Annotated in this window: 27 protein-coding genes and 1 tRNA gene; 14 read left to right on the top strand and 14 right to left on the bottom strand. The window is 64.1% G+C overall.

What is annotated here, in order from left to right; genetic code table 11:
* Nucleotides 1-17: 17 nt before the first annotated feature.
* On the bottom strand, nucleotides 18-1,616 hold the full coding sequence (locus AAIL66_RS03350; RefSeq protein WP_343496007.1) for an AMP-binding protein: 1,599 nt from the start codon (nucleotides 1,614-1,616) through the stop codon (nucleotides 18-20).
* A gap of 164 nt (nucleotides 1,617-1,780) precedes the next feature.
* Here AAIL66_RS03350 and AAIL66_RS03355 point away from each other — a divergent pair, with 164 nt between their 5' ends.
* Together AAIL66_RS03355 and AAIL66_RS03360 are read left to right on the top strand one after the other, a co-directional pair.
* A complete protein-coding gene (locus AAIL66_RS03355) occupies nucleotides 1,781-2,551 on the top strand; it encodes a TetR/AcrR family transcriptional regulator (protein WP_052057603.1) in 771 nt (256 codons plus the stop codon).
* Nucleotides 2,552-2,597: 46 nt separating this feature from the next.
* Nucleotides 2,598-3,845: a branched-chain amino acid ABC transporter substrate-binding protein gene (locus AAIL66_RS03360; RefSeq protein WP_343484077.1), complete on the top strand. Its 1,248-nt coding sequence runs from the start codon at nucleotides 2,598-2,600 to the stop codon at nucleotides 3,843-3,845.
* A gap of 154 nt (nucleotides 3,846-3,999) precedes the next feature.
* Here the strand turns inward: AAIL66_RS03360 and AAIL66_RS03365 are convergent, their stop codons facing one another.
* Nucleotides 4,000-4,722 (bottom strand): YggS family pyridoxal phosphate-dependent enzyme, encoded by a 723-nt coding sequence (locus AAIL66_RS03365; RefSeq protein WP_343496008.1) that lies wholly within the window; start codon nucleotides 4,720-4,722, stop codon nucleotides 4,000-4,002.
* A 37-nt stretch (nucleotides 4,723-4,759) separates the two neighbouring features.
* Between AAIL66_RS03365 and AAIL66_RS03370 the strand changes: the two genes are divergently transcribed.
* From AAIL66_RS03370 to AAIL66_RS03380, 3 genes are all read left to right on the top strand, one after another.
* Nucleotides 4,760-5,803 carry a type IV pilus twitching motility protein PilT gene (locus AAIL66_RS03370; RefSeq protein ID WP_003068464.1) on the top strand — a complete coding sequence of 348 codons (1,044 nt, stop codon included), beginning with the start codon at nucleotides 4,760-4,762 and terminating at the stop codon, nucleotides 5,801-5,803.
* Nucleotides 5,804-5,928: 125 nt separating this feature from the next.
* The gene (locus AAIL66_RS03375; RefSeq protein ID WP_003068462.1) at nucleotides 5,929-7,065 is read left to right on the top strand and encodes a PilT/PilU family type 4a pilus ATPase; all 1,137 of its coding nucleotides are present in this window, start codon (nucleotides 5,929-5,931) and stop codon (nucleotides 7,063-7,065) included.
* A gap of 146 nt (nucleotides 7,066-7,211) precedes the next feature.
* On the top strand, nucleotides 7,212-8,123 hold the full coding sequence (locus AAIL66_RS03380) for an NAD(P)-dependent oxidoreductase (protein ID WP_034354990.1): 912 nt from the start codon (nucleotides 7,212-7,214) through the stop codon (nucleotides 8,121-8,123).
* A gap of 60 nt (nucleotides 8,124-8,183) precedes the next feature.
* Here AAIL66_RS03380 and AAIL66_RS03385 read toward each other — a convergent pair whose 3' ends face one another.
* The 3 genes from AAIL66_RS03385 to AAIL66_RS03395 all read right to left on the bottom strand — a co-directional run bounded on the left by AAIL66_RS03385 (nucleotide 8,184) and on the right by AAIL66_RS03395 (nucleotide 9,933).
* Nucleotides 8,184-8,837, bottom strand: a complete 654-nt coding sequence (locus AAIL66_RS03385; protein ID WP_003068458.1) for a BON domain-containing protein — start codon at nucleotides 8,835-8,837, stop codon at nucleotides 8,184-8,186.
* Entirely contained in the window at nucleotides 8,834-9,442 is a 609-nt protein-coding gene (locus AAIL66_RS03390) for an SIS domain-containing protein (RefSeq protein ID WP_003068456.1), read from the bottom strand. Before AAIL66_RS03390 ends, AAIL66_RS03385 begins: the two co-directional genes overlap by 4 nt.
* Nucleotides 9,443-9,531: 89 nt before the next feature.
* Nucleotides 9,532-9,933 (bottom strand): YraN family protein, encoded by a 402-nt coding sequence (locus tag AAIL66_RS03395; protein WP_034354994.1) that lies wholly within the window; start codon nucleotides 9,931-9,933, stop codon nucleotides 9,532-9,534.
* On the opposite strand from AAIL66_RS03395, the gene rsmI reads away from it, so the two are divergent.
* Entirely contained in the window at nucleotides 9,933-10,856 is a 924-nt protein-coding gene (rsmI, locus tag AAIL66_RS03400) for a 16S rRNA (cytidine(1402)-2'-O)-methyltransferase (protein ID WP_343496009.1), read from the top strand. The two genes, AAIL66_RS03395 and rsmI, sit on opposite strands and share 1 nt — an antisense overlap.
* Nucleotides 10,857-10,940: 84 nt before the next feature.
* Here the strand turns inward: rsmI and AAIL66_RS03405 are convergent, their stop codons facing one another.
* From AAIL66_RS03405 to AAIL66_RS03415, 3 genes are all read right to left on the bottom strand, one after another.
* Complete coding sequence (locus tag AAIL66_RS03405; RefSeq protein WP_343496010.1) at nucleotides 10,941-12,191, bottom strand: Hsp70 family protein; 1,251 nt, start codon at nucleotides 12,189-12,191, stop codon at nucleotides 10,941-10,943.
* Nucleotides 12,192-12,309: 118 nt separating this feature from the next.
* Nucleotides 12,310-13,131 (bottom strand): VOC family protein, encoded by an 822-nt coding sequence (locus AAIL66_RS03410; protein WP_343496011.1) that lies wholly within the window; start codon nucleotides 13,129-13,131, stop codon nucleotides 12,310-12,312.
* Between the two features lie 22 nt (nucleotides 13,132-13,153).
* Nucleotides 13,154-13,738: an OsmC family protein gene (locus tag AAIL66_RS03415; protein ID WP_187771833.1), complete on the bottom strand. Its 585-nt coding sequence runs from the start codon at nucleotides 13,736-13,738 to the stop codon at nucleotides 13,154-13,156.
* A gap of 221 nt (nucleotides 13,739-13,959) precedes the next feature.
* On the opposite strand from AAIL66_RS03415, the gene AAIL66_RS03420 reads away from it, so the two are divergent.
* The 7 genes from AAIL66_RS03420 to AAIL66_RS03450 are packed head-to-tail and all read left to right on the top strand — an operon-like array spanning nucleotide 13,960 to nucleotide 21,636.
* Nucleotides 13,960-15,672: a TIGR04028 family ABC transporter substrate-binding protein gene (locus AAIL66_RS03420; RefSeq protein WP_187771834.1), complete on the top strand. Its 1,713-nt coding sequence runs from the start codon at nucleotides 13,960-13,962 to the stop codon at nucleotides 15,670-15,672.
* A gap of 27 nt (nucleotides 15,673-15,699) precedes the next feature.
* Nucleotides 15,700-16,647: an ABC transporter permease gene (locus tag AAIL66_RS03425; RefSeq protein WP_003050560.1), complete on the top strand. Its 948-nt coding sequence runs from the start codon at nucleotides 15,700-15,702 to the stop codon at nucleotides 16,645-16,647.
* The gene (locus AAIL66_RS03430) at nucleotides 16,644-17,582 is read left to right on the top strand and encodes an ABC transporter permease (RefSeq protein ID WP_343496012.1); all 939 of its coding nucleotides are present in this window, start codon (nucleotides 16,644-16,646) and stop codon (nucleotides 17,580-17,582) included. The genes AAIL66_RS03425 and AAIL66_RS03430 overlap by 4 nt, the downstream gene beginning before the upstream one ends.
* Nucleotides 17,579-19,258, top strand: coding sequence for an ABC transporter ATP-binding protein (locus AAIL66_RS03435; protein ID WP_343496013.1), 1,680 nt, complete (start codon nucleotides 17,579-17,581; stop codon nucleotides 19,256-19,258). Before AAIL66_RS03430 ends, AAIL66_RS03435 begins: the two co-directional genes overlap by 4 nt.
* A complete protein-coding gene (locus AAIL66_RS03440; RefSeq protein WP_343496014.1) occupies nucleotides 19,239-20,357 on the top strand; it encodes a putative FMN-dependent luciferase-like monooxygenase in 1,119 nt (372 codons plus the stop codon). The genes AAIL66_RS03435 and AAIL66_RS03440 overlap by 20 nt, the downstream gene beginning before the upstream one ends.
* Nucleotides 20,354-21,049, top strand: coding sequence for a CMD domain protein (locus AAIL66_RS03445; protein ID WP_034355015.1), 696 nt, complete (start codon nucleotides 20,354-20,356; stop codon nucleotides 21,047-21,049). The genes AAIL66_RS03440 and AAIL66_RS03445 overlap by 4 nt, the downstream gene beginning before the upstream one ends.
* Nucleotides 21,046-21,636: an alkylhydroperoxidase domain protein gene (locus AAIL66_RS03450; RefSeq protein ID WP_034395849.1), complete on the top strand. Its 591-nt coding sequence runs from the start codon at nucleotides 21,046-21,048 to the stop codon at nucleotides 21,634-21,636. Before AAIL66_RS03445 ends, AAIL66_RS03450 begins: the two co-directional genes overlap by 4 nt.
* A 9-nt stretch (nucleotides 21,637-21,645) precedes the next feature.
* Here the strand turns inward: AAIL66_RS03450 and AAIL66_RS03455 are convergent, their stop codons facing one another.
* Nucleotides 21,646-23,151: a DASS family sodium-coupled anion symporter gene (locus AAIL66_RS03455; protein WP_034377341.1), complete on the bottom strand. Its 1,506-nt coding sequence runs from the start codon at nucleotides 23,149-23,151 to the stop codon at nucleotides 21,646-21,648.
* A gap of 268 nt (nucleotides 23,152-23,419) precedes the next feature.
* Here AAIL66_RS03455 and AAIL66_RS03460 point away from each other — a divergent pair, with 268 nt between their 5' ends.
* Nucleotides 23,420-23,746, top strand: coding sequence for a hypothetical protein (locus AAIL66_RS03460; RefSeq protein ID WP_034355023.1), 327 nt, complete (start codon nucleotides 23,420-23,422; stop codon nucleotides 23,744-23,746).
* A gap of 72 nt (nucleotides 23,747-23,818) precedes the next feature.
* Here the strand turns inward: AAIL66_RS03460 and AAIL66_RS03465 are convergent.
* The 5 genes from AAIL66_RS03465 to rpsK form a co-directional block, all read right to left on the bottom strand.
* Nucleotides 23,819-23,895, bottom strand: a tRNA-Met gene (locus tag AAIL66_RS03465).
* A gap of 40 nt (nucleotides 23,896-23,935) precedes the next feature.
* Complete coding sequence (gene rplQ, locus AAIL66_RS03470) at nucleotides 23,936-24,319, bottom strand: 50S ribosomal protein L17 (protein WP_003050544.1); 384 nt, start codon at nucleotides 24,317-24,319, stop codon at nucleotides 23,936-23,938.
* Nucleotides 24,320-24,450: 131 nt separating this feature from the next.
* Nucleotides 24,451-25,449, bottom strand: a complete 999-nt coding sequence (rpoA, locus tag AAIL66_RS03475) for a DNA-directed RNA polymerase subunit alpha (RefSeq protein WP_003050542.1) — start codon at nucleotides 25,447-25,449, stop codon at nucleotides 24,451-24,453.
* A gap of 112 nt (nucleotides 25,450-25,561) precedes the next feature.
* Complete coding sequence (rpsD, locus tag AAIL66_RS03480; RefSeq protein ID WP_003068426.1) at nucleotides 25,562-26,185, bottom strand: 30S ribosomal protein S4; 624 nt, start codon at nucleotides 26,183-26,185, stop codon at nucleotides 25,562-25,564.
* Nucleotides 26,186-26,274: 89 nt separating this feature from the next.
* Nucleotides 26,275-26,679 (bottom strand): 30S ribosomal protein S11, encoded by a 405-nt coding sequence (gene rpsK, locus AAIL66_RS03485; RefSeq protein WP_003050538.1) that lies wholly within the window; start codon nucleotides 26,677-26,679, stop codon nucleotides 26,275-26,277.
* Between the last annotated feature and the right edge of the window lie 5 nt (nucleotides 26,680-26,684).

Genomic DNA, 26,684 nt, shown 5'->3' on the forward strand with positions numbered 1-26,684 from the left:
ACTTTTGATGCAAAAAATCAGGGAATATCTCGCAGCAAACGGCGCAGCACCTTTCCTGCGCCCGTGGCCGGTAGCGCATCGATGAAGCGCACCTCGCGCGGCGCCTTGTAGCTGGCCATGTTTTCCTTGCTCCAGGCCAGCAGCCCGTCCGCTTCCAGGCTCTGCCCCGGCTTGCGCACGATGAAGGCGCGCACGACCTCGCCTTTCTGAGCATCGGCAACACCGATCACGGCCGCCTGGGCGATGGCCGGATGCTTGATCAGAATTGTCTCCACCTCCTCGGGGAACACGCTGTAGCCCGAAACCTTGATCATTTCCTTGAAGCGGCCGATGAAGGTCAGATAGCCGTCGGCATCGAACCTGCCCATGTCGCCGGTATGCACCCAGCCGTTCTTGAGCGTCTTGGCCGTGGCCTCGGGCTTGTTCCAGTAGCCCTTGAAGTTGCCCGGGCCGCGAATGATGATCTCGCCCACCTCGCCTGCGGCCAGCGGCGCGCCGGTCTCCGGATCTATCACCCGGATTTCGTTGCCCGGCGCGGGCTTGCCATGCGTGCCCCAACGAATGGCATCGCCGGGCATAAAGGTATCCATGGTGTGGGTTTCTGACAGGCCGTAGGCCGCCTCGCTGGAGATGGCATTGGGTGCGAACCTGCGCCATTGCTTCGCCAGTTCCTCGGTATAGGTGATGCCGAAGCTGGTGACGGTGTTGCGGCGCAGCGCGCTGAAATCCATCTTCTCCACGCCGGGCACCTGCATCAGCGCCACATTCATGGGCGCGATGCTGTACCACCAGCTGACGCGATAGCGCTCCAGCGCCTGCGCCACGGCCAGTGGATCGAAGCGATGCAGCAGCACGCAGGGTGCCCCCGAATGCACGGGCATGTTCACCCCCATGGACATGCCGGCGATGTGATAGAGCGGCGCTACGGCCAGCAATACGTCCTCGGCGCTGACCCCGGTCACCCGGGACGCGCCGGCCGTCTTGTATGCGGCCGCGCCGAAGCTCAGCATGGCGCCCTTGGGCAGGCCGGTGGTGCCCGAGGTATAGGTCATCAGGGCCACCTCGTCCATGTCCACCTCGACATGTGAAGGCCTGGCGCCGCTGTGCATGAGATCCCAGAACGACATCACATTGCCGGGCAGCGGCTGCACGGGGGCCTGCAGTTCGGCGGGCAGGGGCAGCGTGGCTCTGGCGGGCAGCCAGTCGCCGTAGCGCACGGCCAGCACATGCTGCAGCGCCGTGCCTCCGCGCACCTTGTCGACCACGGGCAGCAGCACATCGGCCGCAATGATGACCCTGGCCTGCAGATCATTGAGCTGATATTCGAGTTCATGCTCCTTGTTCAGCGGCCCGCAGGGGCAGACTATGGCGCCGATCTTCTGCACCGCGTAGTGGGCAACGATGTACTGCGGGCAGTTGTTCATGAACAGGGCGACGGGTTCGCCCGGCTTCACGCCCAGTTGCTGCAGATGGGCGGCCACGGCATCGCTGGCCTCATCCACCTGGCGCCAGCTGATGTGCTGTCCGTACCAGATATAGGCATCGCGCTCGGGATGCTGGCGCGCATTGCGGCGCAAGGCCTCATGCAAGGGAATGAGGATTTCGGATTCAGCCATGGTTGTCTCCTGGGTGTCTCGTGTAGACCGGGCAGCTGCGCCACTTGCGAGCTTTCTCAGGGATTGCCTTAGGGCAATCTGCTGCTCGGAGTCTTGTCAATGTATACCTGCCGGTAGAACAATGCTACCCATTGGTATAACGAATGCGACACACGCAAACCCTCATGCCCGCCACGTCCAGAAAGACCGAAAAAAAGCCGGCTGCGCCCGTGGCGCCGCGCGGCCGCCAGCGCCTGCCCACCGCCGGCTCCGACGAGAAACGCGAGCGCATTCTCAAGGCCGCCGAAGCCCTGTTCGACCGCTATGGCTATGCCAACACCACCATCGAGCAGATCGTGCAGGCGCTGGGCGTGACCAAGCCATTTGTCTACTACTACTTCCGCAACAAGCAGGAGATCTTCGAAACCCTGTGCTGGGCACCGACCGAGGCCTGCTTCACGGTGCTGGACTTTGCAGCCGACGACCCGCGCCCCGCGCATGAAAAAGCCATTGACGGCCTGCAGCGTCTGATTGCTGCCACCATTGCGCACTACCCTGCGGGCTTCTTCCCCTACCGCGAGCCACAGGCCTTCAGCCCCGCCTATCTCAAGGCATCGCGCAATGTGGCCCAGCAGTTCTACAAGCAGTTCTGCGCCCTGCTCGACGAAGGCCGCGCCAGCGGGCATTTCGATTTCCGCGACACCCGCATTACCGCCCAGGCGGCCTGCAGTCTGCCCGGCTTTCTCTACAACTGGTATCAGCCTGACGGCAAGCTGGGCCCGGCCGAGATGGTGGTCGAGCTCACCGATCTGGCCTCGCGCGTACTGGGCCTGCGCACTGCTGCGGCCCCTGCGCGCAAACGCGCGGCCAGAGCCGCACCGGCGCCGGCAGCGCAGAACCCTTCGCCCCCCAGGCGCCGCAAGAGCGCTTCATCCACCACCAACAGCGCCAGCTGAGAGCCTCGAAGGCCAAGGCGCCATTCCAACTCCTGGAGACAAAACCATGTCAGTTCGCTTCTCAGCCCTTGCGCTGGCTGCCAGCCTGTGTGCCGGCACCGTATCCGCCCAGACGGCAGAGCCGTTCAAGATTGCATTCATCGACCCGCTCTCCGGCCCGTTTGCCAATGTGGGGGAAGTCATGCGCAACCATGTGCTCTACGCTGTCGATGACGTGAATGCCAAGGGCGGCCTCTACAACGGCGCCAAGTTCCAGCTGCTGCAGTTCGACAGCAAGCTCTCGGCCCAGGAGAGCCAGAGCGCGCTGCAGGCCGCCATTGATCAGGGCGCACGCGTGGTGGTGACGGGGGGCTCGGGCTCATCGGTGGTCACGGCCCTGGTGCAGGCGGCATCGCGCTACAACCAGCGCAACCCGGGCAAGGAGGTGCTGATACTCAACCACAGCTCCATCGATCCCGAGCTGACCGGCAAGTCCTGCAGCTTCTGGCATTTCATGTTCGATGCCAACACTGCCATGCGCATGCAGGCCATTGCCAACTACATCAAGACCCAGCCCGAGATCCGCAAAGTCTTTCTGCTCAACCAGGACTATGCCCATGGCAAGCAATGGGCCAGCTTCGGGCGCAGCATGGTCGGCAAGGCAAGCCCGGATATCCAGTTTGTCGGCGAGACCCTGCACCCCATGGGCCGCATCAAGGACTTTGCACCCTATGTGGCCAAGATCAAGGAAGTCGGCACCGATTCCGTCATCACCGGCAACTGGGGCCAGGACCTGGCTCTGCTGCTCAAGTCCGCCGGCGACTCGGGCTACAACCTGCGCTACTTCAACCACAGCGCTGGCGGCTTTCCGGGCACCGTGACCTCGATTTCCCAGGCAAAGATAGGCCAGGTGACCTGGGTCGCGGAATGGCATCCCGGCATGGCCGACCGTGCTCAGGCCGATGTCCGGGCCAAGGAGTACAAGGCCAGGATGAACCAGGACTTTCTGGCCCCGCGCATGGATCTTGTGCCGCGCATGCTGGCCGCTGCCATGGCCAAGGCCCAGTCCACCGAGCCCGTGAAAATTGCCAAGGCCATGGAGGACATGTCCATGGACACCGTCTTCGGCCCCGTCAAGATGCGCGGCAAGGACCACCAGTTGCTGCTGCCCCAGGTCGTCAACACCATCGCCCCCGTGGACGGCAAGCTGGTCAAGACCGGCTGGGAAGGCACGAACTACGGCTTCAGAACCGATGCCGTCTATTCCGCCCAGCAGCTTGATCTACCCACGGAGTGCCAGATGAAGCGACCTTGAGCACAATCTCCTGTGCGGTATGGCATGGCCTAAGCGGTCTGATACCAGCGCGGACCAACGCAGAGACACCAGGGAAGGGCCGCCCCGCACCGAGGGTGTCGTCCCCCTCCCCTAGCGCGCAGCGCGTAGAGAGAGGGGGAAGCGGCGCAGCCGCTCAGGGGGTGTAGCTCCGCTTCCCAAACACTCCGCTGCCCACGCGCACCATGGTGCTGCCTGCTGCCACGGCGGCTTCCAGATCGCCGGTCATGCCCATGGACAGCGTGTCGAAATGCTCCAGCCCCGCGAGACCGCTGGCCTTGATGGACTCAAAAACAGCTCTGGCCTTTTTGTGAACTGCGCATTGCGCCTCGAAATCAGGGGCATCGTCAGGAATGCTCATGATGCCGCGCAGCTGCAGATTGGGCAGTTTCACCATGGCTTGGGCCAGCTCCAGGGCTTGCTCGGCCATGACGCCGGACTTGGTGGTGCCGCCATCCACATTGACCTGGATGCAGACATTGAGCCGTGCCATGCCATGCGGACGCTGGGCCGAAAGGCGCTCGGCGATCTTGAGCCGGTCCACGGTCTGAGCCCAGTCGAAATTCTCGGCCACCAGCCGCGTCTTGTTGCTCTGAATGGGGCCTATGCAATGCCACTGCAGCGCTTCGCCGCCCGCCAGCTGCATGGCGCGCACCGCGGCAATTTTCTCCACGGCCTCCTGGATATAGTTCTCGCCAAAGCTGCGCTGGCCGGCCAGCACCGCCTCGCGCACCGCATCCGCCCCAAAGGTCTTGGAAACGGCCAGCAGCTGCACCGATGTCACGGGCCGGCTTGCACTGGCGCAAGCGGCTGCCATGCGGGCATGAATCTGCCCCAGATTGTTTTCAATCGTCGTCATAATTGGCGCCAGAGTATCAAACCAGAGAGGGATCTCCGTGGATATCACGCAATTGCTGGCATTCAGTGTCAAGAACAAGGCTTCGGACTTGCATTTGTCGGCAGGCCTGCCCCCCATGATTCGCGTCCACGGCGATGTGCGCCGCATCAACATCGATCCGCTGGACCACAAGACCGTGCACGCCATGGTCTACGACATCATGAGCGATGCCCAGCGCAAGCAGTACGAAGAGTTTCTGGAAGTGGACTTTTCGTTCGAGATTGAAGGCCTGGCCCGGTTTCGTGTCAATGCCTTCAACCAGAACCGCGGCGCGGCGGCCGTGTTCCGTACCATTCCCAGCAAGATCCTGACACTGGAGCAGCTCAACGCTCCCAAGATCTTCGCCGACCTGGCCCTGAAGCCACGTGGTCTGGTGCTGGTGACCGGTCCCACGGGTTCGGGCAAGTCCACCACGCTGGCCGCCATGGTCAACTATCTCAACGAGACCGAGTACGGCCACATCCTGACGGTGGAAGACCCCATCGAATTCGTGCACGAGTCCAAGAAATGCCTAATCAACCAGCGCGAAGTCGGCCCCATGACGCTGTCGTTTGCGGCAGCGCTGAAGTCCGCGCTGCGTGAAGACCCGGACGCGATCCTGGTCGGCGAAATGCGGGACCTGGAAACCATCCGTCTGGCCATGACGGCGGCCGAAACCGGTCACCTGGTGTTCGGCACGCTGCACACCTCGTCGGCCGCCAAGACCATCGACCGTATCATCGACGTCTTCCCGGCCGAGGAAAAGGAAATGGTGCGCGCCATGCTGTCCGAGTCGCTGCAGGCCGTGATCTCGCAGACGCTGTGCAAGACCAAGGACGGCCAGGGCCGTGTGGCCGCACACGAGATCATGCTGGGCACGCCCGCCATCCGAAACCTGATCCGAGAAGCCAAGGTGGCACAGATGTACTCCACCATTCAGACCAGCCAGAACATGGGCATGCAGACTCTGGACCAGAACCTGACCGATCTGGTGCGCCGCAACCTCATCAGTCCTGCCGAAGCGCGCAGCAAGGCGAAGATTCCCGAGAATTTTCCTGGATGATGCCTCCCCCCTGAGCGGCTTTGCCGCTTCCCCCCAGGGGGACGACGCCCTCGCCGCGAGGCGGCTCTTGCTCGGCGTCTCTCACTTGGGCTCTGCCAATTTTGACGCTGCCTCAAGGAACGATCATGGAACGCGATCAGGCCAGTAAATTCATCAACGATCTGCTCAAGCTCATGGTCAGCCGCAACGGCAGCGACCTGTTCATCACTGCAGAGTTTCCGCCCGCCATCAAGATTGACGGCAAAGTCACCAAGGTCTCGCCCCAGCCGCTGAACCAGTTGCATACGCTGGCCCTGGCGCGTTCCATCATGAACGACAGGCAGGTGGCAGACTTCGAACACACCAAGGAGTGCAACTTCGCCATCTCGCCTGCCGGTGTGGGGCGCTTCCGTGTCAACGCCTTCATGCAGCAGGGCAAGGTCGGCATGGTGCTGCGTACCATTCCCAGCACCCTGCCCACGATTGACGGCCTGGGCGTGCCGCAGGTGCTCAAGGAAGTGACCATGACCAAGCGCGGCCTGTGCATCCTGGTCGGCGCGACAGGTTCGGGCAAGTCCACCACGCTGGCCGCCATGGTGGACTGGCGCAATGAAAACTCCTTCGGCCACATCATCACCGTGGAAGATCCCGTGGAGTTCGTGCATCCGCACAAGAACTGCGTGGTCACGCAACGCGAGGTGGGACTGGACACTGAAAGCTGGGAAGCCGCGCTCAAGAACACGCTGCGCCAGGCGCCCGATGTGATTCTGATGGGCGAAATCCGTGACCGCGAAACCATGGAGCACGCGATTGCGTTCTCTGAAACCGGGCATCTATGTCTGGCCACGCTGCACGCCAACAGTGCCAACCAGGCGCTGGACCGTATCGTCAACTTCTTCCCTGAAGAGCGCCGTCCGCAACTGCTGATGGACGTGTCGCTGAATCTGCGGGCCATCATTTCCCAGCGCCTGATCCCCAAGCAGGACAGCAAGGGCCGTGTCGCCGCCATCGAGGTGATGCTCAACTCGCCGCTGATCGCCGACCTGATCTTCAAGGGCGAAGTCGTCGAGATCAAGGAGATCATGAAGAAAAGCCGCAACATCGGCATGCAGACCTTTGACCAGGCGCTGTTCGACCTGTTCGAGTCCAATCTCATCACCTATGAAGACGCGCTGCGCAATGCAGACTCGGTCAACGACCTGCGTCTGCAGATCAAGCTCAACAGCCAGCGTGCCCGGACTCTGGACCTGGCGGCCGGCACCGAACACCTGACCATCGTCTAAGCCCAAGGCGCTGGCATCTCTTCCCACAGGAGGAGCGCGCGGGTTTTGCTGCGTGGCGGGCCGCCCAGGCCCCTGCTGTCAGCCACGGCCATGCACTCCGGCGCTACCATGATCGAACTGTTTCGCACCAAGTCTTAGAGGATTTCATGAGCACAGCCACCATCGCCTCCCGCAGCTACGCTGCTTGCGCTTCCACTCCCGTGGCCTTTCTGGGCCTGGGTGTCATGGGCTATCCCATGGCCGGGCACCTGGCTGCGGCTGGCCATCAGGTCACGGTCTACAACCGCACGGCTGCCAAGGCCGAAGCCTGGACCGAGGAATTCCCCGGCGGCAGCCATGCGGCCACGCCCCGCGAAGCCGTCAAGGGCGCACGCATGGTCTTCTCCTGCGTGGGCAACGACGACGACCTGCGCTCCATTGTGCTGGGCGACGACGGCGCCTTTGCAGGCATGGAGCCTGGCGCCATCTTTGTCGATCACACCACGGCCTCGGCCCAGGTGGCACGCGAGTTGTATGCAGAAGCACGCAAACGCGGCCTGCACTTTATCGATGCCCCTGTATCGGGCGGTCAGGCCGGGGCGGTCAACGGCCAGCTCACCGTCATGTGCGGCGGCGATCAGGATGTGTTCGACCAGGTGGCCCCGGTGGCCGACGCCTTCTCGCGCGCCTTCACCTATATGGGCGCCTGCGGCAACGGTCAGCTGACCAAGATGGTCAATCAGATCTGCGTGGCCAGTGTGGTGCAGGGCCTGTCCGAAGCCATTGCCTTTGGCCTTCGTGCCGACCTGGACGTTGAGAAAGTCCTCGATGTGATCGGCAAGGGAGCCGCCCAGAGCTGGCAAATGGACAATCGCGGCAAGACCATGGCCGTGGGAAAGTTCGACTTCGGCTTTGCCGTGGACTGGATGCGCAAGGATCTGGGGCTGGTGCTGGCCGAGGCCCAGCGCAATGGCGCACGCCTGCCCGTCACCGCGCTGGTGGACCAGTTCTATGCCGATGTACAGGCCATGGGTGGCAATCGCTGGGATACCTCCAGCCTGATCCAGCGCCTGCGCTGAGCCGCTGCGCCATGAAAAAAGCCGGACTCGAGTCCGGCTTTTTTGTGACCGTCGCTCACCTCAGTTCATGCTGGAGCGATCCTCGACCACAGGGGCGGCCTTGGATGTTGCTGCAGCCAGCTCATCTTCGGAGATGACCTCAAACAGGCGCACAACCTTGCTCACATCGTTGACGCCACGAGCGATCTCGGCAGCCCGCTTGGATTCACGCGGCGTAACTATGCCCATCAGATAGACCACGTTGTTCTCGGTCACGACCTTGATGGCCGAGGATGAAATGTCCTTGGCGTTGACCAGACTGGCCTTGACCTTGGTCGTGATCAGAGAATCCTGGGAGCGCTGACCCAGAGTGGCCGTGAAAGGCGCGACCTCGATCTCGTTATAGACCTGACGCACGGTGGATTGTTCGCGCACCAGCTTCTCGATGGTCGCCTTGTCCGTCGCATTGCCTGCCTGGCCGGTCAGCAACACCACACGGTTGTAGCTGGTGGCGCTGACGCGAGCCTTGTCGCCCATCACCTCGCTGATGCGATTGCCGGCACGCAGCTCTATGCCCTGGTCCTCAACCTGTGTGCCGGTGGTACGCCTGTCCACTGCCGACATGCCCGCCACGGCAGCACCGCCGCCCACCAGAGCCACGCAACCGCTCAAGGCACCGCCCAGAGCGGCAACAGTCAGGGCCGCACATGCAACACGGGTCCACTTCAACTTCATAAAGGCATCTCCTGGTCACCAAGCAGTTGAGAGTCCACACCATCGGCCAGACAGTGCAGGATCAAGGTATGGGTTTCGCGCACGCGCGCCGCACGGTCGTGGGGCACGCAGATCAGTACATCGGTCTCGCGCACGGCGGTGGCCAGATTGCCGCCGGTGCGGCCTGTCAGCACCACGGCCATCATGTCGCGCTCGTGGGCGGCTTCAAGAGCCTCCAGCACAGCCGTGTCGTTGCCGGTCACCGACATGAGCAGCAGCAGATCGCCGGGCTGCCCCAGCGCCCGCACCTGACGCGCCAGATACTGGCTGGCATTGCCGCCCGAGCCCGTAGCTCCCACGCTGCCCAGCAGGCCGCCATCGGAAGTCAGGGCCACGGCCGCCAGCTCGGGACGATCGCGCTCGAACCCTGTCACGCACAGGGAGGCAAATAACTGGGCATCGCTGGCCGAAACGCCCGTACCGCAGGCCAGCACCTTGCCGCCGCCCGTCACACAGGCCAGCATGGCCTGTACGGCAGAAGCAATAGGTTGGCTCAGCGCCTGGGCGGCCTGGTACTTCAGGTCGGCACTGTCGATGAAATGCTGTTGAATTCGTTGCTCTAGCATGGAGGCCCGATGATACCCGCCACCTGTTATCTCTTTGGTAGCAAACCGTTATTTGCGCATCAGTGTTGCGCACAACTATGACGCGGCGACTAAAGCGCCTCGAATGCCGCTTGGAGCCACTCGATGCGCATCGGGTTCCCGGAGCTGTCGACCAGCACCACATCAAAGCGGCATGGCGGCGCTGCCGCAAGCCTCATCAGATAGTATCTGGCGGCCAGCACGATGCGCTGCTGCTTGAGGCGGCCGATGCTGCCGCCGGCACCGCCGAAGCGCTCGGTGTTGCGGCTGCGGACTTCGACGAACACCAAAGACCCGTCGCGGTCACGCAGGATCAAATCGATTTCGCCGCCACCACGGCCCGGCGTCCGATAATTGCGCTCGACAAGCTTCAGGCCCCGCGTCTGCAAATGGGCCAACGCGGCATCCTCGGCCTGTTGCCCGCGTGCGGTTGTGCTTTGCGCCGGCTTGGGCCGCTTTCCAAGGAAATCCATTGACTACCTCTTTCGCCTCTGCACTGACTGCCGCACATGACGCGGCCGCTTCCCAGCATTATCCGCAGGGAGCCCTGTATGTGGTGGCGACGCCGATTGGCAATCTGGCCGATATCAGCCTGCGCTCGCTGCATGTACTGCAGATCGTGGACTGCATCGCCTGCGAAGACACGCGCCACACCCAGGGCCTGCTGCGCAGCTACGGGCTGGACCGACCCGGCAACCAGTTGCTGGCCGTGCACCAGCACAACGAGGCAGAAGCCGCCCAGCAGGTGATCGAGCGCCTGCAGCAAGGCCAGCGCATCGCCTATGTCAGCGATGCCGGCACTCCCGGCGTCAGCGACCCGGGCGCGCGCCTGTGCGCGGCGCTGCAGACCGTGGGTCTGCGCAGCATTCCGCTGCCCGGCGCCAGCAGCGTGACATCGGCCATCAGCGTGGCCGGCGCCGTCACGCCGGCACAGGGCGAAGGCGGCTTTCTGTTTGCCGGCTTCCTGCCCACCAAGAATGCCGAACGACTGGCCGCCGTGCAGAAGCTGGCCGACCAGCCGCGTTGCACCGTGCTGCTGGAAGCACCGCACCGCATCATCGAGCTGGCCCAGGCTCTGGCCCTGCTGGGCGAGCGTCGCGTCACGCTGGCGCGCGAGATCACCAAGCAGTTTGAAGACATCGCGAGCATGCCGGCCCACGAGCTGGCAGCCTGGCTGCAGGCCTCGCCGCAGCGCATCAAGGGCGAGTTCGCCATCGTGCTGCACCCCGTGGCAGTGCAGCAGGAATCGGGCGAGGCCGAGCGTGTGCTCAAGCTGCTGCTGGCCGAGTTGCCGACCAAGACGGCCGTGAAACTGGCCGCCGAAATCACTGGGGCCAGTCGCAACACGCTCTACGACCGGGCGCTGGAACTCAAGCGGGCCGCCGAAGAGGAATAACTACGTCAACCGGGCGCGGTACAAACCAGAGACGCCTGGCAAGGGCTGCCCCGCAGCCCCCGTTTGGGGAAGCCTGGTTGCGACTCAAGCGTAGGCCAGACCGGTTGCCACGCCACCAAACAGGTCACCTTCGACCTGCGGCACATCGGGGAAAGCGACGCGCAGCGCATCGCGCAGGGTACGCAGGGCCGACGAGCCGCCGGTGAGATAGATGGCGTCTGGCGCCGCGACGCCGGCCTGGCGCACACAGTCCTGCGCACATTCAACGACCTGCAGCAGCAAGGCCTGCAACTGCTCCTGCAGAACCTCCGGGGAGATGGCCGCCGGCAGGTCTTGCTCCAGCCAGTCCAGCGCTATGGCCGAGGCCGCATGGCTTTGCGAAGCTGCAATCTTGGCCTGCTCCACCGCATCGGCCAGCCTATGGCCTTCGCGCCAATCCAGCACCTTCATCAGGCGCTGGTGCAGCTGCGGATCGCTGTAATCGCTCTTGAGACCGCGCGCCGAAGCCAGGGCTTTGGCCGTGTACAGCCACTGGATCAGATGCCAGGTGGAGAGATCGAAGAACACGCTGCTGGGCACCTCGCGCCCGCTGGGGCCGATGTGCTTGTAGCCCAGCAGGGGCATGACCTGGGCCACGTTGAGGCGATGGTCGAAATCCGTGCCTCCGATATGCACGCCGGTGGTGGCCAGAATGTCCTCGGTGCGGTCGGCATGCCCGGCCTGTTGCGGACCCAGACGCACCACCGTGAAGTCCGAGGTGCCACCGCCGATATCGACCACCAGCACCAGTTGCTCCTCGCTCAGGCGCTGCTCGTAATCCAGCGCCGCCGCAATCGGCTCCAGCTGAAAGCTGACTTCGCCCAGGCCAGCGGCGCGCGCCGCAGCGGCCAGGGCATCCTGAGCCTGGCGGTCTCGCTCCGGGTGTTCGTCGACAAAATGCACGGGACGCCCCAGCACCACACGCTCGGGCAGACGACCGTCCAGCGCCTGGCGTGCCTGATCGGCCACACGCTTGAGAAAGATCGCGATGATGTCCTGGTAGCTGACGAGCTGCTCGTGCACCGCGGTCTTTTCCAGCAACAGGCTGCTGCCCAGCAGACTTTTGAGCGAACGCATCAGGCGCCCTTCCTCGCCCGCCAGATACTGCTGCATGGCATCGCGGCCGAAATGCGTGCTGTGCTCTTCGGTATTGAAGAACAGCGCCGTTGGCATGCCGGTGGCAGCCCCTTCCAGAGGCAGCAAAGTTGCGGTCTTGCCAGGCAGACGATAGGCAGCAGCAGAGTTGGAGGTTCCGAAATCGATGCCCAGAGTGGCAGGCGTGAGAGCTGTGGTCATGAAAGGCGGCGCTGCACCGCGCCGGCCCGCAAAGGCTGACGCGGCCGCAACGAAAACGCCCACCGAAGTGGGCATGGGTGTCAGCGGGGGCGCTATTCTAGCGCCCCTGTTATTGGGCCTAGGCGGCGGCGGTTTCCAGCTCGCTGCCGGAATGCAGTGTCAGTTCAATGCGCACCCCGTGGGTGGCAACTTCGTCCAGTTCCCCTGCTACCGCCTGCTGCGGCACCGACAGCACGACCGCATAAGGTCCTTCGCCGCGAGTGGCCAGTCTTTGGGCCAGGAGGCCTGCAGCCTGTACGGGTGCCGCCAGCACCAGCTCGGTGGTGCCCAGACCCAGCGATACCTGCTGCGTGCTGCCGTCGGCCGAGACCCGCAGCGCGCTGACATCCACGCCTTCGCCGAGCAATGCCCGCCAGCGCGCCAGGCTGGCCTGCAGGTCCTTCACCGCCACTTCCAGGCGCGCCACGCCGGTCACGCCATTGGGATGCACCCGGGCCTGACCTTCGGGCACGCGCAAGGCACGCGGCGTCAGGTCGCCGCACAGAAACGGCAGATCCTGGCTGTGGGCGCGTGCATTGCGCCAGCGCAGCTGCTCTCCATCGGGACGCAGACGTCCGCCCTCATAAGGCGCTTCATAGTTCAGGCCGCGCGCCTGGGCCGCCGCCACCACGGCGCCGGTCTCGGAGGGCAGCAGCGCGAAGTCGACCAGCCCCTCGCCGTGCTGCTGCAGCTGCTGCCACCAGCGCTCCTCGGGCGCTGGCGCACGCCAGGCAATGAGTTCGAAATAGGCGCCGTCGGCAAAGACCACCAGGGCGTTGTGCGTGGAGCGGCCCGGGTGCTCGCCGCCGCGCAGCACGTTGAAACCCAGGGACTGGTAGTCGGCAATCGTGTGCTCCAGGTCCCGGACCGCGATGACGATATGGTCGAGTGGCAGGCTCATGCAAAAGTCTTTCTAGAGGTTCTCAGGCCGCCAGGCGCTCGGGCGCGCTGGAGTCGGTATGGCGCACCTCGGCGCGGATGGACTGGGGGTTGCGCAGCAGGTTGAGGATGGGGCAGCTTCGCTCCACGGCCTCGAACAGCGCATCGATCTCGGTGCGGCTGGCTGGCGAATCGATATGCACGGTATAGCCGATATCGTGCGGCCAGATCGGCGTCGCCTCATGGCCGGGCTTGCCGCCGCGCGGGTCTATGACGCCCGTGACCTCGACTTCGAGGCTCTCCAGCGGCACCTGGCGCTCGGCCGCCTGGATCAGAAAGATATGGGTCACGCAGGTGCCCAGCACGCCCAGTTGCAGCTCGGGCGAGCTCGGACCGAGGTTGTAGCCCGCGAAGTCGGGCGGGCTGTCGCTGATGACCTGGTGTTCGCGGATGCGCAGACGACGCACGCCGCTGCGCCCCTCGGCACGCACGCTGGCCTTGAGTCTGGCGGCCTGGGCCGTACCCGCCTCGATGGCGGCGCTGCGTGCCAGCACGGCCGCGCGTTTTTCGGAAAGATATTCGTTGAGATGACTCATGAGCGGGCTTTCGATAGAGGAATGCCAGGCCATTGTTGTGAGATCGGCGCGCCGGGCCAACAAAGGAATTCGTCTGCGCTTATGCGCTTTGCAAATATGCGACCTCGCACCTCTTAGTTGTTTTTCGCATAACGATGCTACTCAATATATGAACACGAATATTTGGTGTCGATAGCATGAGAACCATGAATCCGGTCGGTCGCTGCGGCGATGCGTCCGGCGCCTGAGTTTTCAACGCCATGCGGCGACGAGGTATGAACGTGTTTTTCCCTTCGCAGACGGATCCATCGATAAAACAGCCGGTGAACAAGCCGGCCCGACGCCGCGCCCTATGGGCCGCAGTGGCGGTACTGACGGGCAGCATGCTGCTGGCCGGCTGCTCCAGGCAATCAGGCACGGCCCAGGCCGGCGCCTCGGCGGAACCGGTCCAGGGCGGCACCCTGGTCTATCTCGAACAGCAGGCACACACCAACCTCTATCCGCCTGCCGGCGGCTTTTATCCCAACGGCGGCGTGCTCAACCAGATCACGGACAAGCTGACCTACCAGGACCCCGAGACGCTGGAGATCCAGCCCTGGATCGCCGAATCCTGGACCGTGAACGCCGATGCCACCGAGTACAGCTTCAAGCTGCGCTCCGGCGTGAGCTTCTCGGACGGATCACCGCTGGACGCGGCCGCCGTGGCGCGCAACTTCGATACCTACGGTCTGGGCAACAAGGCGCTCAAGCAGCCGGTTTCCGAGGTCATCAACAATTACGAACGCAGCGAAGTCGTCGATCCGCTGACCGTGAAGTTCTTCTTCAAAAAGCCCTCGCCGGGCTTTCTCCAGGGCACTTCGGTGATCGGCTCGGGCCTGGTCTCGCCGGCCACGCTGGATCGTCCGTTCGAGGAGCTTGGCGATGCCACGCGCATCATAGGTTCGGGCCCCTTCGTGGTGGCCAGCGAGACCCTGGGCAAGGAGCTGGTGCTCAAGGCACGCCAGGACTACGCCTGGGGCCCCGCCAGGCTGGCCCACCAGGGCCGCGCACGCCTGGATGAAGTCAAGTTCATCGTCACACCCGAGGACAGCGTGCGCATAGGCGCACTGCTGGCCGGCCAGGCCGGCTTCATCCGCCAGGTCCAGGCCTATGACGAAAAGCGCGTGGAGCAACAGAAGTTCAGCATCTACGCGCCGTCCACGCGCGGCGTGAACAACAGCATCGCCATCCGTCCCGACAACGCCCTGGTGGCCGACCTCAAGGTGCGCCAGGCCCTGTTGCATGGCACCAATACCAAGGAGATCGTCGAAACCCTGTTCTCGCCGCGCTACCCGCAGGCACGTTCGGTGATCGCCTCCACGGCAGCCGGCTATGTGGACCTGTCGGCCAAGCTGGTCTTTGACGAGGCCAGGGCCAGACAATTGCTCGACGAGGCCGGCTGGAGCCTGGGCGCCAACGGCCTGCGCCAGAAGAACGGTCAGGACTTCGTGCTCTCGACCTACGAATCCCTGCCTCAGCCACAGAACAAGGAAACCCTGCAGCTCGTGGCCCAGCAATGGGCCAGGCTGGGCATCAAGCTCAATGTGCTGGCCGGAGACTCGGGCAGCCGCACGGTGGACACACTGGACCCCGACAAGACCGGCGTGCTGCCGGGCATGGTGGGCCGCGCCGATCCCGACGTGATCAAGAGCAATTACTACCCGAGCAACCGCAATGTGTTGCTGCAAAAAGGCGGCGTGAGCCAGAAGGTCAAATCCTTCGAGGACGGCAAGCTCAACCGCCTGTTCGATGCCATCGCGGCCGAGACCGATGCCAACCGGCGTCTCGCGCTGACCGGCGAGGTGCAGAACTATCTGATCGATCAGGCCTATGTGATCCCGATCTTCGAGGAGCCCCAGGCCTTCGCGGGTGCGACCTGGGTGCGTGAGGTGGGCTTCGAGGCCGTGGGCCGCCCCAGCTTCTACAGCACCTGGCTGGCCAAGCGCTGAGAGCGCACCGACTAAGGAGGCGCACCCATGCCACGCCGCTATCTGCTTGGCCGCATCGCACAGGCCGCCCTGGTGCTGTGGGCGGCTTTCACGGCCTCTTTCATCCTGCTGCAGCTGCTGCCGGGCGATGCCGTACTGATCAAGTTCCTGAACCCCGAGCTGGGCCTGGGCCCGCAGGAAATCGCCGACATCCGCGCCGCCTATGGCGCCGACCAGCCCGTCTGGCAGCAATACCTGCACACGCTGGCTCAGTTCCTCACGGGCCATTTCGGCTACTCGCTGCAGGCCGGCGTGCCCGTGAGCCAGGGCCTGGCCACCAGTCTGCCGCCCACGCTGCGCCTGGCGGCCCTGGGCTTTTCCACGGCGGCGCTGCTGGCCATCGCTCTGGCGGCCGCGGCCAGCCTCGCGCCGCTGGCCTGGCTGCGCAATGCCCTGCAAGCCCTGCCCTCGGTCTTCGTCTCCGTGCCCGTTTTCTGGCTGGGCATCATGCTGATCCAGGTGCTGTCCTTCCGTCTGGGCTGGATTCCCGTCATCAATCCCGGCCCCTGGGAAGGCCTGGTCCTGCCCACGCTGACGCTGGCCGTCCCGATTTCGGCGCCGCTGGCCCAGATCCTGCTGCGCAATATCGACACCGTGCTGGCCCAGCCCTTCGTGGCCGTGGCGCGCGCCAAGGGCGCTTCTCGCGCCTGGGTACTGCTGCACCATGTGGCGCGCAATGCCTTGCTGCCGACCTTGACGATTGCCGGCGTGCTGTTCGGCGAGCTGCTGGCCGGCGCCGTGGTCACCGAGGCCGTGTTCGGCCTCAACGGCCTGGGCACGCTGACCCAGCAGGCCGTGGGCAACCAGGACACGGCCGTGCTCCAGGCCGTGGTCGTGGTCTCGGCCGCCGCCTTCGTGCTCATCAACCTCGCCGTGGACCTGCTCTACCCGCTGCTCGATCCTCGTTTGCGTCATTCTGTGGAGAACCGGGCATGAACACCGCCGTCTCGACCGCCATTCCCAAGCAACTGGCATCCGGCGTCGCCTCCACCGCAGCGCCCAGGCTGGCGCCCCCGCCGGCACCGGCACAGGCCGCAAAAAGCCTTCGCCACGTCCTGATCGATCTGCAAAGGTTCAGGCGCCTGCCGCCCACGCTGGCCCTGGCCTGGCTGGTGATTGCCACGGCCGCGCTGTGGGCCCTGGTTCCGGGCTGGTTTGCCCATCAGAACCCCGTCGTCGGCCAGGCCGGCCAGCAACTGCTGGAGCCCGGCCTCGCGCACTGGCTGGGCACGGATGCGCTGGGGCGTGATCTCTGGGCCCGCGTAGTGCATGGCTCCGTGCACTCCTTGTCGGGCGCTTTCCTGGCCGTGGCCGTGGGCCTGATGGCGGGCACGCTGATCGGCCTGCTGGCCGGTGCAGCGGGCGGCCGCGTCGATGACGCGCTGATGCGCCTCGTCGACGTGCTTCTGGCCGTGCCCTCGCTGCTGCTGTCGCTGACCATCATCATCTTGCTGGGCTTTGGCACCATCAATGCAGCCATCGCCGTGGGGGTGGCATCCGTCGCCGGCTTCGCGCGCCTGGTGCGCTCCGAGGTGGTACGCGTGCGCCGCTCGGACTATGTGGAGGCGGCCTTCGGCAGCGGCGGACGCTTTGCGGCCGTGCTGTGGCGCCATGTGCTGCCCAATTCGCTGACCTCGGTGGTGGCCCTGGCCGCGCTACAGTTCGGCTCGGCCATCCTGTCGATTTCCACACTGGGCTTTCTGGGCTACGGCGCACCGCCGCCCACGCCCGAATGGGGCCTGCTGATCGCCGAAGGGCGCAACTACATCGCCACCGCCTGGTGGCTGACCACGGCGCCGGGCCTGGTCGTGGTGGCCGTGGTTCTGGCCGCCAACCGCATCGGCGCCTCCTTCGCGCGGAGGCCGGCATGAGCACCCTGCTGCAAGACCGCCCCGCCACTGCAATCCCTGCCGCCGCCCCGCTGCTCGAAGTCCAGGACCTGGTCATCGCCTACCGCGACCACAGCGGCCGGGAACAGCGCGTGGTCCACGGCCTGTCGTTTTCCGTGGCCCCCGGCGAGGTCGTGGCCCTGGTCGGTGAATCGGGCTCTGGCAAGACCACCACGGCCCAGGCCGTGATCGGGCTGCTCGCCGACAACGGGCGCCGCGAGCAAGGCAGCATCCGGCTGCAAGGCACCGAGGTCTCGGACTGGAGTGCTGCGCGCTGGAACAACATTCGCGGCCGCGTGATCAGCCTGGTGCCCCAGGATCCGACCACCTCGCTCAACCCCGTGCGCACCGTGGGCGACCAGGTCGGCGAAATCCTGCGCATTCACGGCCTGCGCGACCGCTCTGCCATCGAGGCGCGCGTGATCGACCTGCTGACCCGCGTGGGCCTGTCCCAGCCCGCCCTGCGCGCGCGCCAGTATCCGCACGAGCTGTCGGGCGGCATGCGCCAACGCGTGCTGATCGCCATCGCCATCGCGCTGCGGCCTGCGCTGATCATCGCCGACGAGCCCACCAGCGCGCTGGATGTCACGGTACAGCGGCGCATCCTGGATCTGATCGACGAGCTGCGCCGCGAAACCGGCACCGCCGTGCTGCTGGTCACCCACGACCTGGGCGTAGCGGCCGACCGCGCGCATCGCCTCATCGTCATGCAGGGCGGTCGCATCCAGGAACAAGGCCCGACACTGGAGCTTCTGCGCCATCCGCAAAGCGCCTATACACGCCGCTTGCTGTCGGACGCACCTTCGCTCACGCCCGCCCCCCGTCGCACACCGCCTGAGACGGCGGTTGCCACCGAGGACTGGGCCATCGAGGTCGAGAACCTTGTTCACGACTTCCAAGCCCCCAGCCAGGGGCGCGGCATTTTCCGCGCCGTGGACGGCGTGTCGCTGCGCCTGCGCCGAGGCTCCACGCATGCCATCGTCGGCGAATCGGGCTCGGGCAAGACCACGACCATACGCGACATCGTGGGCCTGGCACGCCCTACATCGGGTCGCATCCGCATCGCCGGCGCCGAACTCACGGGCCTGCGCGGCGAGGCCCTGCGCCAGCTGCGGCGCAAGGTTCAGCTGGTCTACCAGAACCCGTTCAGCTCGCTGGACCCGCGCCAGCGTGTCTTCGACATCATCGAGGAGCCGCTGCTCAACTTCGAGCCGCTGCCGCCCCAGGAGCGCCGCCAGCGCGTGCTTGACATGCTCGAGCGCGTGGGCCTGCCGGCCGCCGTGCTCGAACGGCGCCCGCATGCGCTCTCGGGCGGCCAGCGCCAGCGCGTGGCGATTGCACGCGCCCTGGTGCTGCAACCGGAGGTGGTGGTGCTGGACGAGGCCGTCTCGGCCCTGGACGTGACCGTGCAGGCCCAGATCCTCGCCCTGCTCGCGCAGCTGCAGCAGGACCTGGGTCTGAGCTATCTCTTCATCTCGCACGACCTTGCCGTGGTGCGCCAGATCGCCGACACGGTGTCGGTGCTGCGCGCAGGCAAGGTGGTGGACGCGGGCAGCGTCGAGGACGTGTTCCTGCGCCCCACCAGCGACTACACGCGCGAACTCATGGACGCCATTCCCGGCAAAAGGAGCATTGATTTTGTCCCCCACCCCGCCTGACACTCTTGCTCGCGCGCGCCCGACCCCGCGCCTGGGCTTCTTCAGCCGCCTGCTCGATGAGGTACCGGCCGGCGAACGCTACCGCCTGGTCACCGAGCAGATTGCCCATGCCGAAGCCCAGGGCTTCGACTCGGCCTGGATCGCCCAGCATCATTTCCACGAAAGCGAGGGCGGCCTGCCCTCACCCTTTGTCTTTCTCTCGCATGTGGCGGCCCGCACGCGGCGCATCCGCCTGGGCACGGGCGTGGTCACGCTGCCGCTGGAAAACGCGCTGCGCGTGGCCGAGGATGCGGCCGTGCTGGACCTGCTCTCGAACGGCCGCCTCGAGGTGGGCCTGGGCACAGGCGGCACGGCGGAGTCCTTCGAGGCCTTCGGCGTCACAGGCAGCGAGCGCGGCGCAGTCTTTGCGCGCAATTTCGCCGTGCTGAGGGATGCCTGGGCCGGGCGCGAGCTGGCAGGCGGCGTGCGCCTGTACCCCGCAGCCCCGCAGTTGCTGGAGCGCGTCTGGCAGGCCACGTTCTCGGTCGAGGGCGGTGCACGCGCCGGTGCCAACGGGGACGGCTTGATGCTCTCGCGCACACAGCCCCGACCCGAAGGCCGCCCCCGCGCCACGCTGTCCGAGATACAGAACCCCATCATCGAAGCCTATCTCGCGGCCCTGCCCGCAGGACGCGCACCGCGCATCCTGGCTTCGCGCACCCTGCTGGTTTCCGACCAGCGCGCCCAGGCACTGCAATGGGCCAAGGCTGGTCTGCGCCGCGCGGCCCAGCGTCATGCGGCCCTGGCTTCATCCGCGTCCACGCAATGGGCAACGCGCGTCGATCCGCAGGCGCCGCTGCAGCAGCTCATTGAAGCCTACGACGTGCATGTGGGAACACCCGAGGAGGTGATCGCCTCGCTGCGCGCCGACACGGCGCTGACGCAAGCCACCGACATCGTGTTCCAGGTTCACTCCATCGACCCGCCGCACCAGGCCATTCTGCGCTCCATCGAGTTGACGGCAGCCGTCGTGGCACCAGCTCTGGGCTGGCGCCGCAACGAGGCCCTCACCGGCGCTTCCCACCCCCTAGTCCGGACCGAACTGCTTCAAGCTGCATGACCATGAGCAACACCGCACAGACCCGCTTTCCCGAAGATGTAATCGACCATCTCGCCGATATCGCTGCCGGCAGCACGCTGGATCAGGTGCGCCGCCATCGCAGCGAGGCACGCACCCAGGCCCAGCAGAGTTTTGCCGCCCTATTCACCCCCGCCGAGCCGGTTGCAGGAACCGTCTCGCTGCGCGAGCGCCTGACACTGGCCGCCTTCACGGCAGGCCTGCACGGCGAGCCACGCAGCACGGCCTTCTACACACGCGCCCTGGCGGCCGAGGATGCCGATCTGGCCGATGCCGTGAGCTCGGAAGTGGTGCGCGGGCGCGCTGCCAGCCTGCAGCCCGGCAGCGGTCCGCACGGCCCCTACGGGATCTATCCGGCCGGCCCCTTAAGCCGCGAGGACCAGAGCGGCCCCAGCTACGCCGTGGACCCGGCTCATGCGGCTTTGCTGGGCCCCCGCCTGAGCGCCGCGCTGGCCCATGTCCATCTGCTGGCCTACCACCCACGCGATGCGAGTGCCCAGGCCTTGCTGGCTCTGCAGCAGGCCGGCTGGAGCGAGACCGATATCGTCATCCTGTCCCAGCTCGCCTCTTTTCTGTCCTTCCAGATCCGCCTCGTGGCGGGGCTGCGCGTGCTTGGCGCAAGAGCAGCAGTCACCACGGCATCTTCCACCCTCGCCCTGCAAGCCCAGCCATGACCACCACGCACAACACCTCCCCTCAGGTCTTCACCCAGGAACAGCTCGACTGGCAGCCATGGATAGCTCCGCTGCAGGAGAGCGAGCTGAGCGAGCGCCACCATGCGGGCCTGGTGGACGCAGCGCGCGCGCGTTCACCCTATTTCCGGCTGCTGGCGCGCGACCCCGACACGCTGGGAGCACGCACTCGTACCGACAAGGACATCTTCTACAACCCCGACGCCGGCCTGCCGCGCGCCGAGCGCGAACTGGCAGCAGCTGCAACCTCACGCACCAACGGCTGCATCTACTGCGCTTCAGTACATGCGCGCTTTGCCACGCATTTCTCGCACCGCGCCGCCGATGTGCAGCGCCTGCTCGATGAAGGTCCGGGCACCGACCTGGGCTCGCGCTGGAATGCCATCGTTGCCGCCGCCGTGGCCTTGACGCAGACGCCGCCCGCACTGGAGTCCAGTCATATCGATGCGCTGCGCGCCGCCGGTCTCGACGATGCAGCCATCTCCGATGCGCTTCACGGCACGGCCTTCTTCAACTGGGCCAACCGGCTCATGCTGTCGCTGGGCGAGCCCCTGCGCACGAGCAGCTGACAGCGCAGCTCACCACAGCCCCAGCAGCTTCCACCAGACGCTGCCGACGACAGCAAAGATCAGCAACTCCAGCACGCACATCGCGGCCCCCACGCGCCACCAGACACCCAGAGTCACATAGCCGCTGCCGAAGATGATGGGCGATGTTCCGGTCGCGTAGTGCGTCAGCGTCATCATGATGGCCGAACCGGCCGTCATCATCAGCATGAAGGGGACGACGTAGTCAGCCGGGATCAACTGCGCGCCCACAGTCAGAAAGGCCAGCATCATGGCGCTGATATGGGCCGTGGTGCTGGCAAACAGATAGTGCGAGAAGACGAAGACGCCCACCAGAATGGCAGCCACGGGCAGCCAGTCCAGGCCACTGGCGACGATGGCGCTCTTCAAGCCCTCGGCAAACCAGGCGACCACACCGAGCTTGTTGAGCTGCTCGGCCAGCATGACCAGGGCACCGAACCAGATCAAGGTGTCCCAGGCGCTTTTCTCGGACAGCACATCATCCCAATCGATGGTCCCCGTGATGATCAGGGCGAACAAACCGAGAAAAGCCACCACGGTCGGGTCCAGCGTGAACGCCGGGCCGAACAGCATCTGCGGCACATTCGCCCATAGCAGCAGCATCACGCCGAAAGTGCCGAGCATCACGCGCTCCTTGCCTGACAGCGGGCCCATGCCTGCCATCTCGGCGCGCGCGTACTCCACGGCATTGGGCGTGGCCTTGAGTTCGGGTGGCGACAGCAGATAGATCGCCAGCGGCATCAACAGCAGACACAGCAGCCCTGGCAGCAGCATGTACAGAGCCCAACTTGTCCAGCTCAGGTGCAGGGACTGACCCGTAGCCTTGGCCACCAGGTCCACAACAAGAGGATTGGGCGCCGTAGCGGTCAGGAACATGGCCGAGGTGATCGGGTTGGAGTGGTAGTTGACCAGTGCCAGATAGGTCCCGACCTTGCCTTGCGTTCCCTTGGCCGGGTCCGATTCAAAGGCGTTGGCGATGGACTTCATGATCGGGTGCACGATGCCGCCACCGCGTGCCGTGTTGCTGGGTGTGAACGGGGCCAGTACCAGCTCACAGATCGCGAGTCCGTAACCTATGCCTATGGTGCGCTTGCCCATCAGCGCAATGAACAGCAATCCGATGCGGTTGCCGAGCCCCGTCTTCTTGAGACCGCGCGAGATCAGAACCGCCACCACGATCAGCCAGATCAGGGGATTCGCAAAGCTGCTCAGCGCATCCGTGATCGCACCTTTGGACGAACTGGAGGTCACCTGAGACAGCGACACGATGACAATCGCCATCAATGCCATCACGCCTATGGGCATGACCTTGAGGATGATCGCCACGATGGTCGTCAGAAAGATGGCCACCAGTTGCCAGGCCTTGCTGTCCAGTCCCGCAGGCACCGGCGTCAGCAGCAGACCGGTCAGAACCAGGGTGGAAATCAGTGCAGGCACGACCCGAAATGGAACGACCGATTTGAAGTAACGGAACATCGAGACGATCTTCTCGAACATAGAAGTCCTTTTCTTTACCTGCAGCGCATCGAGACACCATACCTCAGCTCAGCAAAAGCCAGGAGTCCCCGACGGACATTGGCGCTCGGGTCACAGACTGGCATCATGATGCAGTGCCGCATGGCTTCGACTCCAGGCCGACTTTTACGTTGCCAAAGTTTGATCGACGGCAAGACTTGCAGAAGCAAAACCGATGGCAAGACCTCGTACATGCCAGTATTCAAGCATTGGGCACATGCCCATGGATTCAGCAGGAGAGACACTCTAAATGCCAGCGAACCGATTCCTGCCCGATGAATGGGAAAGCCGCCTTGAAGAAATAGATCTAGCGATACTGCATCAGGCTGCTATCTGCAAGATCCGGCTGCTCGACCCCGGTGCCGTCGAACGCGTGCTGGCCAACGATGCCGGCATCTGCGGTGCCGAACATGAGACGGCATTCAGGACCTTGCGCGGCCTGCTCTATCTGCACTACACCGAGGTACTGCATATCAGCGAGGTGCTGAGCCCGGAAATCGCCCAGGTGATCGCCAGCCGGGTGCGCGAGCATTTGAGCCGGCGCTCGGGCACAGCGCCGGGAGGGATGACGGGCTGATACCAGCGCTGCCGCCCTTCAATGGAAAATGGACAAAAAAAAGGTCACGACATTGTCGTGACCTTTTCAATTTGGTTGCGCGAGAAGGATTTGAACCTCCGACCTTTGGGTTATGAGCCCAACGAGCTACCAGACTGCTCCATCGCGCGGTATTTCCAAATTATAGCAGGCTTTGCAGCCTGCCCTGGCTTATTCAGCTGCTGCAGCGGCTTCTTCAGCGCGCTCGACCAGCTCCACATAGGCCATGGGAGCGTTGTCGCCCACGCGGAAGCCCATCTTCAGGATACGTGTGTAGCCACCGGGACGCTGAGCGTTGCGGGGACCCAGCACGTTGAACAGCTTGGTCACGCTGTCGCGGTCGCGCAGACGGTCGAAAGCCAGACGGCGGTTAGCCACGGTATCAACCTTGGCCAGAGTGATCATGGGCTCGATGACGCGACGCAGTTCCTTGGCCTTGGGGACCGTGGTCTTGATTGCTTCGTGCTCGATCAGCGAGTTCATCATGTTCTGCAGCATTGCCTTGCGGTGTGCAGAAGTGCGGTTCAGTTTGCGGAGGCCGTTGCCGTGACGCATGGTGCTTTTCCTTTGCTCCCCGTTTTTATCCGGAGATCTTTTCTAAATTAAATCAGGCAGCCGTATCAGGTACTGCCCGAGGCACTTGGACTTTGCCGGATCAACTCCAGCAAAGTCTTCTATTGTAGCAATTAACGCTTTTCCAGGCCAGCGGGTGGCCAGTTTTCAAGCTTCATGCCCAGAGTCAGACCGCGGGAAGCCAGAACTTCCTTGATCTCGTTGAGCGACTTGCGACCCAGGTTGGGAGTCTTGAGCAGCTCGTTTTCGGTACGCTGGATGAGGTCACCGATGTAGTAGATGTTCTCTGCCTTGAGGCAGTTGGCAGAACGCACGGTGAGCTCGAGCTCGTCCACAGGACGCAGCAGGATGGGATCGAACGACGTGGCAGCGCCGCGGCCACCGGCAGGAGCGTCGAACACGCTGGCGATATCGCCACCGTCGAGCTGGGCAAACACTGCCAGCTGCTCCACCAGGATCTTGGCGGATGCACGCACTGCGTCTTCAGCGGTGATGGCACCGTTGGTTTCGATTTCCAGAACCAGCTTGTCCAGATCGGTACGCTGTTCCACACGTGCGGATTCGACAGCGTAGCTCACGCGCTTGACGGGCGAGAACGAAGCGTCGAGCACGATACGGCCGATCGACTTGGTCGATTCGTCACCGTAGCGGCGCACGTTGCCGGGCACATAGCCGCGGCCCTTTTCCACCTTGATCTGCATGTCCAGCTTGCCGCCTTGCGACAGATGGGCGATCACATGATCAGGGTTGACGATTTCTACGTCGTGGGGGGTCTGAATGTCACGGGCAGTGACAACACCTTCGCCATCCTTGCGCAGGCTCAGGGTGACTTCGTCACGATTGTGCAGCTTGAACACCACACCCTTGAGGTTCAGCAGGATGTTGGTCACATCTTCCTGGACACCGTCGATGGAGGAGTACTCATGCAGCACCCCAGCAATCGTCACTTCCGTCGCTGCGTAACCCACCATGGAGGAGAGCAGAACACGGCGCAGGGCATTGCCCAGCGTATGACCGTAGCCACGCTCAAACGGCTCCAGAACAACCTTGGCACGGTTGTGACCAAGTTGCTCGACATTGATTGTCTTGGGCTTCAGCAAATTCGTTTGCATGCAGACTTCCTCTCAATACCCTCGGCTCGTTACACCGGTAAGGCTGGTGAAGCACCCACGGCGCGATGCCTCGCGCCGTGGGGACGGTTTACAGAAATGTCGCTGCTAAAGATTAACGCGAGTACAACTCAACGATCAGGGATTCGTTGATGTCAGCTGCGAATTCATCGCGGTCAGGAGACTTCTTGAAAGTACCTTCTGCCTTGTCAGCAGACACTTCAACCCATGCGGGGAAGCCCACTTGAGCAGCCAGTTGCAGAGCCTCGACCACGCGAGCTTGCTTCTTGGACTTTTCACGCAGGGCAACCACGTCGCCTTCCTTCACGGAGAAAGAAGGAATGTTCACGGACTGGCCGTTCACAGTGATAGCCTTGTGCGACACCAGCTGACGTGCTTCAGCGCGAGTGGAGCCGAAGCCCATGCGGTACACGACGTTGTCCAGACGCGATTCCAGCAGCGACAGCAGGTTGGCACCAGTGTTGCCACGCTTGCGGTCAGCAGCTTCGAAGTAGCGGCGGAATTGCTTCTCCAGCACGCCGTACATGCGCTTGACCTTCTGCTTTTCGCGCAGTTGCAGACCGTAGTCGGAAGTGCGCTGACCGGAAGTGCGGCCATGCTGACCAGGCTTGGTGTCGAACTTTGCCTTGTCTGCGATGGAGCGACGTGCGCTCTTCAGGAACAGATCGGTGCCTTCGCGGCGGGAGAGTTTTGCCTTAGGGCCAATATAGCGTGCCACTTGATTTCCTTTGTGTCATCTACCGTGCGCAAACACGGGAGCCGCCCGCGATGCAAATGCACCTGGGCGGCGGTGGGCTTGATAAAAAATTAGATACGACGACGCTTTTGAGGGCGGCAGCCGTTGTGGGGAACCGGAGTCACGTCCGAGATGGAAGTGATACGGATACCCAGAGCACCCAGGGCGCGAACCGAGGATTCACGGCCAGGACCGGGACCCTTGATTTCGACTTCCAGGTTCTTGATGCCCTGTTCGATAGCAGCACGACCGGCCACTTCCGAAGCAACCTGAGCAGCAAAGGGAGTCGACTTACGCGAACCCTTGAAGCCCTGGCCACCCGACGAAGCCCACGACAGAGCGTTGCCTTGACGGTCGGTGATGGTGATGATCGTGTTGTTGAACGAAGCGTGCACGTGCGCGATGCCGTCAGAAATATTCTTACGGACCTTCTTGCGAACGCGAGCAGCTGCGTTGTTTGCGGGAGACTTAGCCATAATGA

The organism is Comamonas sp. F1-6, from assembly GCF_039581415.1.
Classification (GTDB): domain Bacteria; phylum Pseudomonadota; class Gammaproteobacteria; order Burkholderiales; family Burkholderiaceae_C; genus Comamonas; species Comamonas thiooxydans.

Coding starts and splice junctions, on each gene's coding strand:
- AAIL66_RS03350 (WP_343496007.1), bottom strand. CDS start 1,616: ATGGCTGAATCCGAAATCCTCATTCCCTTGCATGAGGCCTTGCGCCGC.
- AAIL66_RS03355 (WP_052057603.1), top strand. CDS start 1,781: ATGCCCGCCACGTCCAGAAAGACCGAAAAAAAGCCGGCTGCGCCCGTG.
- AAIL66_RS03360 (WP_343484077.1), top strand. CDS start 2,598: ATGTCAGTTCGCTTCTCAGCCCTTGCGCTGGCTGCCAGCCTGTGTGCC.
- AAIL66_RS03365 (WP_343496008.1), bottom strand. CDS start 4,722: ATGACGACGATTGAAAACAATCTGGGGCAGATTCATGCCCGCATGGCA.
- AAIL66_RS03375 (WP_003068462.1), top strand. CDS start 5,929: ATGGAACGCGATCAGGCCAGTAAATTCATCAACGATCTGCTCAAGCTC.
- AAIL66_RS03380 (WP_034354990.1), top strand. CDS start 7,212: ATGAGCACAGCCACCATCGCCTCCCGCAGCTACGCTGCTTGCGCTTCC.
- AAIL66_RS03385 (WP_003068458.1), bottom strand. CDS start 8,837: ATGAAGTTGAAGTGGACCCGTGTTGCATGTGCGGCCCTGACTGTTGCC.
- AAIL66_RS03390 (WP_003068456.1), bottom strand. CDS start 9,442: ATGCTAGAGCAACGAATTCAACAGCATTTCATCGACAGTGCCGACCTG.
- AAIL66_RS03395 (WP_034354994.1), bottom strand. CDS start 9,933: ATGGATTTCCTTGGAAAGCGGCCCAAGCCGGCGCAAAGCACAACCGCA.
- AAIL66_RS03405 (WP_343496010.1), bottom strand. CDS start 12,191: ATGACCACAGCTCTCACGCCTGCCACTCTGGGCATCGATTTCGGAACC.
- AAIL66_RS03410 (WP_343496011.1), bottom strand. CDS start 13,131: ATGAGCCTGCCACTCGACCATATCGTCATCGCGGTCCGGGACCTGGAG.
- AAIL66_RS03415 (WP_187771833.1), bottom strand. CDS start 13,738: ATGGCCTGGCATTCCTCTATCGAAAGCCCGCTCATGAGTCATCTCAAC.
- AAIL66_RS03420 (WP_187771834.1), top strand. CDS start 13,960: ATGAACGTGTTTTTCCCTTCGCAGACGGATCCATCGATAAAACAGCCG.
- AAIL66_RS03425 (WP_003050560.1), top strand. CDS start 15,700: ATGCCACGCCGCTATCTGCTTGGCCGCATCGCACAGGCCGCCCTGGTG.
- AAIL66_RS03430 (WP_343496012.1), top strand. CDS start 16,644: ATGAACACCGCCGTCTCGACCGCCATTCCCAAGCAACTGGCATCCGGC.
- AAIL66_RS03435 (WP_343496013.1), top strand. CDS start 17,579: ATGAGCACCCTGCTGCAAGACCGCCCCGCCACTGCAATCCCTGCCGCC.
- AAIL66_RS03445 (WP_034355015.1), top strand. CDS start 20,354: ATGACCATGAGCAACACCGCACAGACCCGCTTTCCCGAAGATGTAATC.
- AAIL66_RS03450 (WP_034395849.1), top strand. CDS start 21,046: ATGACCACCACGCACAACACCTCCCCTCAGGTCTTCACCCAGGAACAG.
- AAIL66_RS03455 (WP_034377341.1), bottom strand. CDS start 23,151: ATGTTCGAGAAGATCGTCTCGATGTTCCGTTACTTCAAATCGGTCGTT.
- AAIL66_RS03460 (WP_034355023.1), top strand. CDS start 23,420: ATGCCAGCGAACCGATTCCTGCCCGATGAATGGGAAAGCCGCCTTGAA.
- rplQ (WP_003050544.1), bottom strand. CDS start 24,319: ATGCGTCACGGCAACGGCCTCCGCAAACTGAACCGCACTTCTGCACAC.
- rpoA (WP_003050542.1), bottom strand. CDS start 25,449: ATGCAAACGAATTTGCTGAAGCCCAAGACAATCAATGTCGAGCAACTT.
- rpsK (WP_003050538.1), bottom strand. CDS start 26,679: ATGGCTAAGTCTCCCGCAAACAACGCAGCTGCTCGCGTTCGCAAGAAG.